The sequence below is a fragment of the Streptomyces sp. NPDC033174 genome (assembly GCF_055577795.1).
The window spans coordinates 480,156-492,391 of record NZ_JBVIPQ010000007.1 but is presented as its reverse complement, the minus strand read 5'-3'; the positions used below and the strand labels follow the sequence as shown (position 1 = coordinate 492,391).

Annotated in this window: 10 protein-coding genes; 7 read left to right on the top strand and 3 right to left on the bottom strand. The window is 72.8% G+C overall.

Annotation, left to right across the window (positions count from 1 at the left end; translation table 11 throughout):
* Positions 1-255: 255 nt before the first annotated feature.
* Positions 256-891: an acetoacetate decarboxylase family protein gene (locus tag ACZ5VC_RS24225; RefSeq protein WP_469122115.1), complete on the bottom strand. Its 636-nt coding sequence runs from the start codon at positions 889-891 to the stop codon at positions 256-258.
* Positions 892-1,148: 257 nt separating this feature from the next.
* Here ACZ5VC_RS24225 and ACZ5VC_RS24220 point away from each other — a divergent pair, with 257 nt between their 5' ends.
* A complete protein-coding gene (locus tag ACZ5VC_RS24220; RefSeq protein ID WP_469122114.1) occupies positions 1,149-2,408 on the top strand; it encodes a PP2C family protein-serine/threonine phosphatase in 1,260 nt (419 codons plus the stop codon).
* Between the two features lie 100 nt (positions 2,409-2,508).
* Positions 2,509-2,772: a hypothetical protein gene (locus ACZ5VC_RS24215; protein ID WP_469122113.1), complete on the top strand. Its 264-nt coding sequence runs from the start codon at positions 2,509-2,511 to the stop codon at positions 2,770-2,772.
* A 113-nt stretch (positions 2,773-2,885) separates the two neighbouring features.
* On the opposite strand, the gene ACZ5VC_RS24210 is transcribed toward ACZ5VC_RS24215, so the two are convergent.
* A complete protein-coding gene (locus ACZ5VC_RS24210; protein ID WP_468709765.1) occupies positions 2,886-3,269 on the bottom strand; it encodes a hypothetical protein in 384 nt (127 codons plus the stop codon).
* A gap of 186 nt (positions 3,270-3,455) precedes the next feature.
* Here ACZ5VC_RS24210 and lanKC point away from each other — a divergent pair, with 186 nt between their 5' ends.
* The 4 genes from lanKC (at position 3,456) to ACZ5VC_RS24190 (ending at position 10,602) form a co-directional block, all read left to right on the top strand.
* The gene (lanKC, locus tag ACZ5VC_RS24205) at positions 3,456-6,179 is read left to right on the top strand and encodes a class III lanthionine synthetase LanKC (protein WP_469122112.1); all 2,724 of its coding nucleotides are present in this window, start codon (positions 3,456-3,458) and stop codon (positions 6,177-6,179) included.
* 35 nt (positions 6,180-6,214) lie between these two features.
* Positions 6,215-6,343: a mycelium formation morphogenetic lantipeptide SapB gene (gene ramS / locus ACZ5VC_RS24200; protein ID WP_468709768.1), complete on the top strand. Its 129-nt coding sequence runs from the start codon at positions 6,215-6,217 to the stop codon at positions 6,341-6,343.
* A gap of 714 nt (positions 6,344-7,057) precedes the next feature.
* A complete protein-coding gene (locus ACZ5VC_RS24195) occupies positions 7,058-8,806 on the top strand; it encodes an ABC transporter ATP-binding protein (RefSeq protein WP_469122111.1) in 1,749 nt (582 codons plus the stop codon).
* Positions 8,803-10,602: an ATP-binding cassette domain-containing protein gene (locus ACZ5VC_RS24190; protein ID WP_469122110.1), complete on the top strand. Its 1,800-nt coding sequence runs from the start codon at positions 8,803-8,805 to the stop codon at positions 10,600-10,602. Before ACZ5VC_RS24195 ends, ACZ5VC_RS24190 begins: the two co-directional genes overlap by 4 nt.
* A 50-nt stretch (positions 10,603-10,652) precedes the next feature.
* Here ACZ5VC_RS24190 and ACZ5VC_RS24185 read toward each other — a convergent pair whose 3' ends face one another.
* Positions 10,653-11,234 (bottom strand): LuxR C-terminal-related transcriptional regulator, encoded by a 582-nt coding sequence (locus ACZ5VC_RS24185; protein ID WP_469122109.1) that lies wholly within the window; start codon positions 11,232-11,234, stop codon positions 10,653-10,655.
* A 306-nt stretch (positions 11,235-11,540) separates the two neighbouring features.
* On the opposite strand from ACZ5VC_RS24185, the gene ACZ5VC_RS24180 reads away from it, so the two are divergent.
* A complete protein-coding gene (locus tag ACZ5VC_RS24180) occupies positions 11,541-12,044 on the top strand; it encodes a metallophosphoesterase family protein (RefSeq protein WP_469122108.1) in 504 nt (167 codons plus the stop codon).
* Positions 12,045-12,236: the final 192 nt, after the last annotated feature.

Here is a 12,236-nt window from a genome sequence, read left to right as displayed (position 1 = left end):
CACCCCACCTACGTCCTCCCCCGCCCTCCTCGCCACCCCCCTCCTCCCCCCCCCCCCCCCCCCCCCCCCCCCCCCCCCCCCCCCCCCCGCCGTGACGACCACGATCAGCCGAGCGGTACCGCCAGCAGTGCGTGTCCCGGCTCCCATGACCGACGGTGGCTCCCGGAGAGTCGTCGAGACCCCATGGATCCTGCATACACCCACGGACGCCCCCGCACCTCCGGGGACGGCGATCGGCGCACCGGGGCCGGGCGGCTAGGAGCCGGGCGGATCGGTCGTCGCCGTGCCGAATTCCAGCTCGAAGTCCGGCAGGACCAGACTGAGCACCGGTGCGCGAGCCGGCAGGCGCAGAGGTCCGCCCGTGGGGAAGGACCAACGGGCTCGGGCCGGGGAGACCGAGGTCCACGTGCGCACGGGGGTGGTCCTGAGGCGCCCCTCGAGGGTCTGTGCGACGCGGTACCTCAGCGGCAGGCGCCACGGCAGACGGCGGGCCCGGCCGAACACCGCCGTGGCGACCGTCCCTTCGGTGTCCTCGGCAGCGGCCTTCAGGCCCTCCGTGCGGTCCAGATCGAACGTGGCCCGCTCCTTGGGGATGCCCCACAGCTCCCGGCCGCCGGTCATGGAGGAGGCACTGTCCACCCAGATGTCGGTGATGGTGGCTCGGAGGCGGGCCCCTTCCCGTACGAGGACCGCGCTCAGCAGCTCGTCGTAGCGCAGGACGCTGTCCCGCTCGTAGACGACCCAGGCGGCCGCGACCACGGCCCGCCCGGCGAGGGTGACGGGCCGGATGCCGGGCGGGAAGGCGTCGGGGAGGGTGCGTCGCGGGACGAGCCAGAAGGACACGTACATCTGCCCGGCGAGATGCCAGGGCTCGGGCGGGTAGGCCGTCACGGGGGTCCTTTCGGGGTGCCGGCCCCGCGCGCGAGGGCGTGGGCAACGGTGGGCCACGGGCCGGGGCGGGCGGGCCGGGGAAACGGCGCTCGTTCGATGAAGCGGGTCTAGGCTGGTGATGACCAGCCGTTCAGGGCTCCTCGTTTTCGTCTGCCGTGCAGTAGGACCGGCCTCCTCGCAGCGTGCCGACGGGCGGACGCGGGCCGTCCCCCGTCCGATCGGGTCCCGCCATGGTGACGCGTCATGATTCTGCCCACATGGTCCGGGCGCTGCTGCGCGCGAGCCATCTCGCCACCTTCGAACAGCTCCCCGCGCTGATGACCCGCCACGCCGCCGAGATCGGTCTGCGGCATGTGCGCGTCTACGTGGCCGACCTGCAGGAAGAGGTACTGCGGGAGGTCACGGGCGAAGGACCGGACGCCGGGCGGGGAGGGCAGGAGCTGCGCATCGACGCCACGCTGGCGGGCCGGGCGTTCCAGACCATGCGGGTCCAGACGGCGTCGGTCGACGGCTCTCGCGAGTACTGGCTGCCGGTCCTGGACGGCACGGAGCGCTTGGGCGTACTCCGAGTGGACCTCGACGGCGACCCGGACCTCGCCGGCGGCGCGGCCGGGGAAGGCGGCGGTGGTCTGCTCGGCGAATTCCCGCTCGCCGGCCCGCCGGGTGCCGAGTACGAGGAGGCGATGCGGGACCTGGCCTCGCTGATGGGCATGCTGCTCGTCTCCAAGCGCACCAACAGCGATTCCTTCGCCCGCCTCACCCGGGTCAACCCCATGTCGGTCTCCGCCGAGATGCAGTGGACGCTGATGCCCCCGCGCACCTTCGCCAACGACCGGGTGACGATCGCGGCGGCCATGGAACCCGCCTACGAAACCGCCGGGGACGCGTTCGACTACGCCCTGGCCGGCGACATCGCGCATCTGGCCGTCTTCGACGCCATGGGCCACGACACCGCGGCCGGGCTGACCGCCAATCTCGCCATGGCCACGAGCCGCAACCGGCGGCGCCACGGCGCGGGCATCACCGAGGCCCGCGACAGCATCGAGAGCATGCTGCTCGCACAGTTCGCGCACGACCGGTACACCACCGGGATCCTCGCCGACCTCGAACTGCACACCGGGCTGCTGACCTGGATCAACTGCGGTCACCCGCCCCCGGTGCTGATCCGCGGCGGCCGCTGGAACACCAACCTGAAGTGCCCGCCCACGCACCCCATGGGGACCGAGCTCGGGCTCCCCGTCGTCGTGGGCCGGGAGCAGCTGGAACCGGGCGACCGGCTGCTCCTCTACACCGACGGCATCACCGAGGCCCGGGACGCGGACGGGAACGAGTTCGGACGCGACCGCTTCGTGGACTTCATCATCCGCCACGAGAGCGACGGCCTGCCGGTGCCCGAGACCCTGCGGCGGCTCGTCCGCGCCGTACTCGAGCATCACGACGGGAAACTCAACGACGACGCCACGGTGCTGCTCTGCGAATGGCACGGCGGCGCCCACCGGGCGGCCGACCTCGAGTGAGCACATCACCTTCCGCCTTCCGTCTTCCGCCCTCCCCCCTGCGGGGATTTTCCGGCGTGAGGGGGTAGACGGGCATGCAGTCGACGCAGGGAGGCGGCAGGTGACCATGTTTCGTCGAAGCGGCACGAGGACGCCGGACGACCGGGCCAGTTCGGCCGGTCTGATCGCGCTGGCACTGATCTGTCTGGCCGTCTGTCTGCTGCTCCTGGTGGGGCCCGGGGACCGGGGACCACGGTCGTACGTACCCGGGGGCGTCATGGGCGCGCTCTTCCTCGTGTGCCTGGTCAACGGGGTGCGCCCCAAGCGGTGGTCGCGTCGCGGGAGTCACCGCCGGCACCGGGAGCCGGGCCGCGCGGAACACTGAGGCGGAACACGGCGGAACATTGAGGCGCGGGCCGCATTTCGACCGCACAACTGGCAGCAGCCGCCCCGTGGGGCGGCTGCTGCCAGTTGTGGCGGAGGGGGAAGGAACGGCGCTCAGAAGCGGCCGCCGGTGTAGCGGGTGATCGGGCCCTGGCCGGCGCGAGCGGTGCGCTGACCGGCGAGGAACGCGCCGCTGGCGAGGGAGGCGATTCCCACCCCTGCCCCGGCGGCGATCAGCTTCCGGTTCTTGATCACCGTGTAGGCCGTCGATGCCTTGCCGACAGCCGTCTTCCCCAGGGAAACGGCGGCTTCCCGTCCGCGCTCGCCCATCTTCTGGACGCTCGCGGGCAGCGCCGACACGACCGTGCCCTCGGCACGCTCGGCCGTCTTCTTGGTGGTGTCGGCAGCGCGCGTCGCCGTACGGCGGGCGGTCGAGGTGCCACCCCGGCCAGTGCGGGCTGCCTTCTTCGCGGTCGTGGATTCACTGTCGTTGGCCATACGACTCGTATAGGCAGAATGCGTCCGGCTAAACAGCTCTCCTCGACTCCCCCTCCTCTTTCAAGGTCCGTGGGCCGCTCACCGGTTACTCGTGCGTTTCGCACACGCAGAACGTGACAGCGGTGACTGTTGGTGCTCGGCCGCCCCATGACACCGTCGTTCTCGTCATCGACCGAGGGAGTGCGCGTGAACAAGGGGTACGCCGTCTTCTGCGATGCGGACCGGTACTTCTACGACGCGCCGCACCGTCTGGCCTTCGCGGACAACGCGGGCAGCTCCCTCTACGAGGCCGCTCGCCGCCCGGCCCCTTCCGGCTGGCAGCGGAACCAGGCGGGCGACTGGCTCGCCTTCCGCCCGGTCGACGCCGAACTGCCCGCCCAGGGCTGGAAGATCCATGTGTCGGCCACGCTGGACAACGCCGAGACGATCGTCGACCGGGTGTGGGCGTACTGCTTCGCCCACGGCATCGCCTTCAAGTTCGTGCCGAGCCGCTACCTCCTGCACCAGCGCAACGCCAAGTACGCGGACCGTGCGGGCAGCGGCAAGTTCATCACGGTCTATCCGGCCGGCGAAGAACAGGCCGAACAGATCGCGGGGGAGCTCGCCGAGCTGCTGGCCGGTGAACCCGGCCCGTACATTCTCAGCGATCTGCGCTGGGGCCAGGGCCCGGTCCATCTGCGGTACGGCAGCTTCACGCGCCGTCACTGCTACGACGACCAGGGGGATCTGCGGCCGGCCATCGAGAACGCCGCGGGCGAACTCGTACCCGACGTGCGCGAGCCGGTGTTCCGGACACCGCCGTGGGTCACGCCGCCGGAGTTCTTGCGCCCGCACCTCGAGGCCCGTGCGGCGGTGACGGTCGCGGACATGCCCTACACCATCGAGAAGGCGCTGCACTTCTCCAACGGCGGTGGCGTCTACGCGGCGCGGGACACCCGCACGGGCGAGAAGGTGGTACTGAAGGAGGCGCGGCCCCACGCGGGGCTGGCCGCCGACGGCGCCGACGCGGTCGCGCGCCTTCATCGTGAACAGGCGGCCCTGGAACGGCTCTCCGGCCTGCCGTGGACACCCGAGGTCCGTGACGCCTTCGTCGTCGGAGAGCACCACTTCCTCGTCCTGGAACACATCGAGGGCAGGCCGCTCAACTCCTTCTTCGCCCTGCGCCACCCGCTCATCGAGGCCGATCCGGACACCCGGCGCCTGACCGAGTACACCGCGTGGGCGCTGCGCATCCATGAGCTGGTCGAGCGGGCCGTCGAGGCGATCCACGCGCGCGGTGTGGTGTTCAACGACCTCCATCTGTTCAACGTCATGGTGTCCGAGGACGAATCGTCCGTCGTACTGCTGGACTTCGAGGCCGCCCACCACATCGACGACGGGGGGCGTCAGACCGTGGCCAACCCGGCCTTCGTCGCCCCGGCCGACCGGCGCGGTTTCGCCGTCGACCGCTACGCCCTCGCGTGCTTGCGGCTCGCGCTCTTCATACCGCTCACGAGCCTCTTCGCCGTGGACCGGCGCAAGGCGGAGCACCTGGCCGAGGTGGTGGCGCGTCAGTTCCCGGTCCCGCGCGCCTTTCTGGACGAGGCGGTACGGGAAATCCTCGACGGATACGAAGACACCGGCCACGAAGGCGTGGGGAACGACGACTCCGGACACCAAGGGGACAGGAGCGAGGGCGCCGGGGCGCCGGCCCGGAAACGGGCGGCCGGGGGCTACCTTCCCGTCGAGCCGGGTGACTGGCCGGCGAGCCGGGACTCCCTGGTGCGCGCGATCCTCGCCTCCGCGTCGCCGGACCGGGAAGACCGCTGCTTCCCCGGCGACATCGCGCAGTTCGCCACCGCCGGGGGCGGACAGTCGTTCGGGTATGGGGCCGCCGGAGTGCTGTACGCGCTCGAAGAGAGCGGCGCCGAACGCTGCCCCGCCGCAGAAGAATGGTTACTGCAGCGCACCAAGGAGCCCGCCTCCGGGACTCCCCTCGGCTTCCACGACGGCCTCGCCGGCATCGCCTGGACCCTCCAGTACCTGGGCCACACCGGACGAGCCCTCGAACTGGCCGAACTCGCCCTGGCACAGCCGTGGGAAGACCTCTCGCACGAGCTGCACAGCGGCACCGCCGGGCTCGGCCTCGCCCTCGACGCGCTCGCCGCGACGACGGGCGAGGAGGCCCTGCACTCGGCGGCGATGCGCTGCGCGGAGCTGACGGCACGGGCTCTTCCGGGACTCTCGGCGCCCGGCCCGCGGCCGGCCGGCGGGGCGGGGCGGGACTCCGTGCGGGACGCGCGGAAACGACCCTCCCGGGCCGGACTGCTCCACGGCGCGTCCGGCGCGGCCCTGCTCTTCCTCCGTCTGTACGAGCGCACCGGCGACACCTCCCTCCTCGACCTGGCGGGCGACGCGCTCCGGCAGGACCTGGAGCGGTGCGTACGGAGTGCGAGCGGCACGCTCCAGGTCGACGAGGGCTGGCGCACGATGCCGTACCTCGGCGCGGGCAGCGTCGGCATCGGGATGGTTCTCGACGACTTCCTCGCCCACCGCGCCGACGACGCCTTCGAGAGCGCACGGAGCGAAATCCTACGAGCCGCCCAGGCGACCTTCTACGCCCAGCCGGGCCTGTACCGGGGCGCCGCCGGCATGGTGCTGTATCTCAGCCGCACCACGGCGGGCGGGCCGGGGACGACCCCGGCGGACGTACGGCGACAGGTCGACGCCCTCGCCTGGCACGCCATGTCCCACCGCGGAGACCTCTGCTTCCCCGGAGAGCAGATGATGCGGCTCTCCATGGACGTCTCGACCGGAACCGCCGGCTGCCTGCTCGCGCTGGCGGCGGCCCTCGGTGACCGTCCCGCTCGACTTCCCTTCCTGCCGCCTCTCCGGCGGCCCCAGAACCGGCCCCAAAAGGGGTCGCAGTGAAGCACCACCGTCCCCATGAACGAAAGGAAACGATCATGAACCTGCTCGACCTTCAGTCGATGGAGACCCCCAAGGAAGAGGCCATCGGCGACGTCGAGACCGGGAGCCGTGCCAGCCTCCTGCTCTGCGGCGACAGCAGCCTGAGCGTCACCACCTGTAACTGAGGCTCCCCGCTCGGCGTCGGCTGACCACCGTCCGCCGACGCCGAGCACGACGCCCCGGGCGGACGCGCCCGGGGCGTCGCCCTCGCGTGCCGGGTCCGACAGGACCCGGCGCACGACCGGACAACGCCCGCAGAGGAGGCCGCGTACATGACCGCGAGGCGACGGAACCGCTCCGCCGGTGGACGCGGGTTCCGTGCCCCCCGGGCCGCGGAGCCGCCCCGCCCGGCTCCGGATGCCCAGCGCTCGTGCCCGATCCCCGCCGGCAAAACCCCGGGCCGGGGCCAGGAGGACGAGGTCACGGACCAGGCCTCTGACGCCACAACTCCGGGCCGGGACACGGCCGGCAAGGTCGCCAATCCGGCCGCTGACGCCACAGACCCGAGCAGGGACTTGGCCGCTGACGCCACAACTCCGGGCCGGGGCCCAGACGGGAAGGGCGCCGACGCGGTCGCTGACCCCACAGCCCAAGGCCGGGACACGGCCGGCAAGGTCGCCGACCCGGCCGCTGACGCCACAGACCCGAGCAGGGACTTGGCCGCTGACACCGCAACTCCGGGCCGGGGCCCCGACGGGAAGGGCGCCGACGCGGTCGCTGACCCCCCAGCCCAAGGCCGGGGCCCCGACGGCAAGGTCGCCGTCCCCGCCTCTGACGCCGGTACCCCCGCCCGCGCCCTCCTTGCCACGGCCCGGCACTGTGGGGTCCTCCCCCTCGCCGTGCTTCTCTGTTCCCTCGCCGCGGCGGCCGCCGCGCTCGCTCTGCCCGCCGCCCTCGGACGCACCCTCGACCTGCTGCTGCGCGCGCAGCCCGGCGCGGGCCGCTGGCTCGCGCTGAGCACGTCCCTGCTCGCCGCCGAGGTGCTCCTCGATGCCGGGGGCGCCCTGCTCACGGGCCTCACCAACGCGCGGGCCACCGCCCGGATCCGGGTGCGCGCCCTCGACGGTCTGCTGTCGACGGCGCCGGACCGGGCAGCGCGTCACTCCCCCGGCGACGTCGCCACCCGTCTCTCCGCCAACGCCACCGACGCCGGAACCGTCCCCGCCGCCGCGGCCTCGCTCGCCGCGTCCCTGCTCATGCCCGCCGGGGCGCTCGTCGCCCTGTTCGTCATCGACGTCTGGGTCGCCCTCGTCTTCGTGGCGGGCCTTCCCGCCCTCGCCCTCGTCCTGCGCGCCTTCGCCCGAGACGCCTCCGACAGCGTCGGCCGCTACCAGCGGGTGCAGGCGGACCTCGCTTCGCGCCTGCTGGAGGCTCTCGAGGGGGCCCGTACCATCGCCGCCGCCGGGACCGCCCCGCGCGAGCGGGCCCGTATTCTCGCGCCGCTCGCCGAACTGAGCCGTCAGGGGCGCCGCATGTGGGCGCTGCACGGCCGGGCCGTCGCGAACAGTGGCGCCCTCATGCCCCTGCTGACCGTAGGTGTCCTCGGTGCGTGCGGTGTGCGGCTGGCCTCCGGGGACATCGGGGTCGGCGACCTGCTCGCGGCTTCGCGGTACGCGGCGCTGGCCGCAGGGGTCGGGGGCGTCGCCACCTCGCTCGGCGCGCTCGTACGCGGGCGCGCGGCGACCCGCCGTACCGCCGAGCTGGAGGATCTGCCCGCGCTGCGGCACGGCGGCGCCGTACTGCCCCCGGGCGGACCCGGCGCCCTCGAACTGCGCGGTGTCCACGTCGTCCGCGACGGCGCCGCGCTCCTGAGCGGCGTCGACCTGGCGCTGCCCGGCGGTGTCACGGCCGCGGTGGTCGGCCGGTCGGGAGCGGGCAAGTCGACGCTGGCCGCTGTCGCGGGCCGCCTCATCGAGCCTGACCGAGGCCATGTCCTCCTCGACGGTGTACGCCTCGACGAGGTGTCGCGCGACGCGCTCCGTGAGGACGTCACCTACGCCTTCGAACGCCCCGTCTTCGTCGGCGGGACGGTCGCCGAGGCGATCGGGGGCGGAGCCGGAGCCGTGTCGGAGGAGCAGGTGCGGTGGGCGGCGCGGGCCGCGGGCGCCGACGGGTTCGTGCGCCGCCTTCCGCAGGGGTACGGCACTCCGCTCGACGCCGCTCCCCTCTCGGGCGGCGAGTACCAACGCCTCGGCCTGGCACGGGCGTTCGCGCACGCGGGGCGGCTCCTGATCCTCGACGACGCGACCTCCAGTCTCGACACCGCGACCGAACGCGAGGTGGATCGCGTGCTGACCCGCGAGGTCCGGCCGGGTACCCGGCTTCTCGTCGCGCACCGGCTCTCCGTGGCCGCCCGGGCGGATCTGGTGGTCTGGCTGGAGAAAGGCCGCCTTCGCGCGGTCGACACCCATCGGAGGCTGTGGCGGGACCCGGCGTACCGGGCCGTCTTCGACGCCACGGGGGCGGCGGTCACCGACGGGGCGGTCACGGACGCGGCGGACACGGAGGCGATGGACACCCGCGTGCCGGGCGCCGCCGCGTCCTGCGGCCCGCGCGTCGGCACGGCCCCGGGCGGGGCGGTCCTGTGAAGCCGGCCGCCCCCTCGCCCCGTACTGCCCCCTCGTCCGGTGCCGGCGCGCTGCGCCGCGTCCTGACTCCCGCGCGCCGCTTCCTCGCTCCGAGGAAAGGCACCCTGCTCAGGCTCGCGGCCCTGTCGCTCGCGGAATCCGTCCAGACCTTCCTGGGCGGATTCTGTGTCGCCCACTCCTTGGACGACGGCTTCCTCTCCGGGGACACATCGGCGGGACTGCTGTGGCTGGCGGCGGCCGCCGTGGCGATCGTCGCCGGGGCACCCGTCATCCGGGGTGTCTTCGCGCAACTCGCTGATCTGACCGAGCCGTTGAGGGACGGGCTCGTACGGCGAGTGGTCGGCCACGCCCTGCACGGGGCCGTCACCGCGCCCGAACGGGCCGATCGCGCCGCCGTTTCCCGCCTGACGAACCAGACCGAGATCGCCCGGGACAGCTTCGCCGGGCTGGTGCTCACCGCGCGTTCCTTCGTCTTCGTCGCGGCGGGGGCCCTGATCGGGCTGTTCTCGCTGGCGCCGCAGTTCCTGCTGGTCGTCGTGGGGCCGCTCGTGCTGGGCCTGGCGCTGTTCGTGGCCACCTTGCGGCCGATGGCCGCCGCGCAGCGGCGGTATCTGGACACCGACGAAGCCCTCGGGCATCGCGCCGGTGCCGTGCGGGCCGCCCTGCGGGACATCGTCGCCTCCGGGACCCAGGGAACGGCGGCCTCGCAGGCGGGCGAGCTGACCGGGGAGACGGCGGCCGCCGCACGCGCGCTGGCGCGTTGGGCCGCCGTGCGCACGCTGGCGCTCGGCGTGGCGGGCCAGCTGCCGGTGGTGCTCTTGCTCGCGACGGTACCGTGGCTGCTCGGCCAAGGCGTCACGGCCGGCGCGCTGTTGGGCGCGCTCACCTACCTCGTTCAGTCCCTGCTCCCCGCGCTGCACACGCTCATGACCGCGATCGGGGCCGCGGGGACCCGCCTGCTGATCGTGCTCGACCGCTTCGCCGCGCCTCCAGCGAATTCGGCGGGACCGGCGGCCCTTCCGGCTCGCGTCCCCTCGCCCACGCCCGTACCCCTGTCGCCGGTCCGGCGGCCCGATGTCCCCGCGCTGGAGGTCCGTTCCGTCCGCGTGTCCTACGGCCCGCGCGCCCGCCCCGTCCTCGACGGGCTGAGCCTGCGGGTCGAGGACGGTGAGCACCTCGCCGTCGTGGGACCGAGCGGGATCGGCAAGTCGACCCTGACCGCCGTCATCGCCGGCACTCTGGCCCCGGACGAGGGGAGCGTCCGGCTCGCGGGCCACCCCGTCGAGGGCCGCCACGCCTCTCAACTCGCCCCGCTGCGTGCGCTGATCCCCCAGCAGGCCTACGTCTTCACCGGGACCGTCCTCGACAATCTGCGGCACTTCGCCCCCGACGCGGAGACCGGCGCCGTCGAGACGGCCGTCGACGCCCTCGCCCTGGGGCCGCTCGTCGACCGTCTCGGCGGCCTGGACGCGGTCGTGGAACCCGCCGTCCTGTCCCAGGGCGAGCGCCAGCTGCTCTCCCTCGGCCGGGCCTATCTGTCCCCGGCCCCCCTGCTCCTGCTGGACGAGGCCACCTGTCATCTCGATCCGGCGGCCGAGGCGCACGCCGAACAGGCCCTGGCCGAGCGGCCGGGCACGCTCCTGGTGGTGGCCCACCGGCTCTCGTCGGCCCTGCGCGCGGACCGGATCCTCGTGCTGGACGGAACCGACGCCATGTGCGGGACGCACGACGAACTCCTCGGCGGGTGCGCTCTCTACCGCGATCTGATGGGGCACTGGAGCGCGGACGGCCGCTGACCCGCCGACGACCCGCTGGACGGAGCGGGGCCCGGCATCCTGCGGCCCGCTCAGGTCCAGCCGGCCCCTTGCGCGATGCGGATCGCGTCCACCCGGTTGCGGGCGCCGACCTTCCGGATCGCGCTGGCCATGTAGTTGCGTACCGTTCCGGACGACAGATGCAGCGTTCCGGCTATCTCGGCGATCGACGAGCCCTGAGCCGCCAGGGACAACACGCTCAGCTCACGTTTGGTCAGAGGCATATGCGTCGCCTCGAGAAAGCCGAAGGCGAGCGATTCGTCGATGAATCGCTCGCCCTTGGCCACGGTGTGCACCGCTTCGAGTAATCGGCAGGTGGAGCCGTTCTTGTCGACGAACCCCAGGGCGCCGGCGTCGTACGCCTTGCGCAGCCCGCCCGGCTTCTGCGCGGTGGCCAGCACCAGCAGCGCGGCCTCGTCCCGCGTACGGGACTCCACATCGCTGTCCTCCCAGGTCGGCGCCTCCAGACAGTCTGCGTCGGCGACACACACATCGTGCGGCAGGCTCCCCACGGCCTGCCGCTCCGAGAGAGAGGACGCGGAGGACACATCGAGTCTGTGGTCCGACCGCAGGAGCTCCACCAGAGCCGACCGCAGCAGCTTTTCGTCATACATGACCAGGACCCGAATCATGCCCACCCCTTCGTGTCTCCGGCAGCCGTCTCTCGGCCTGCCGGACTCTCCGCCGCGCCTTTCCCGCGAGTGCCCGGGAAACACGAGACAGAACCGGCGCTCGGGAGCACAAGGGGGCGCGTTATCGCGTGAGACCCGTGGGCCGTGCCACCGTTCGGCGATCTCCGCTGCGCGGGTGAAGTGTGTGTCGCGGCGGAGTGCGGGTCGGACACTGCGCCCTCATCGACCACTCGGCTTTACGGGAGCACCTCCGCTGCCGCGGCGGGCCGGGCGGCCGATGATGGGCGTATGGAACTGCTGCTCACGTCCGATACCCATCTGCCGACACGGGCCAAGGCGCTCCCTCCCGAGCTGCTGGACCGGATCGAACGGGCCGACGTCGTGATCCACGCCGGGGACTGGGTAGACGTGGAGACCCTTGAGCTGGTGGAGGCACGGGCCCGGAGGCTTGTGGGCGTCTTCGGCAACAACGACGGTCCGGAGCTGCGTGCGCGGCTGCCCGAGGTCGCCAGGGTGGAGTTGGGCGGGGTTCGGTTCGGGGTGGTGCACGAGACGGGTGGGGCGCAGGGGCGCGAGCGCCGGTGTGCCGAGCGGTTTCCCGATCTGGACGTCCTGGTCTTCGGTCACAGCCACATCCCCTGGGACACCACGGCACCGGGGGGCCTGCGACTGCTCAACCCCGGTTCGCCCACGGACCGGCGCCGTCAGCCCCACCGCACGTACATGACCGCGGTCGCGGCGGGCGGCCGACTGCGTGAGGTCACCCTCCACCGCCTGCCGGGCCGGCTCTGATCGATGTCAGGACCTGGCACGGACCGGAGGACCGGGAAGGGGCATTGGTCCGAAGGATGACCAAACCTCAGGACCGTTCACAAGGAGTCCCGTTCCCCTGACCACGGGCAGTCATAGTCGGCGGCCCCGTAGTTCTTTGGAAGTTGACCCAAGGCTTACTGCACGGATGTAGACCTTTAAGCTCCGCTCCCC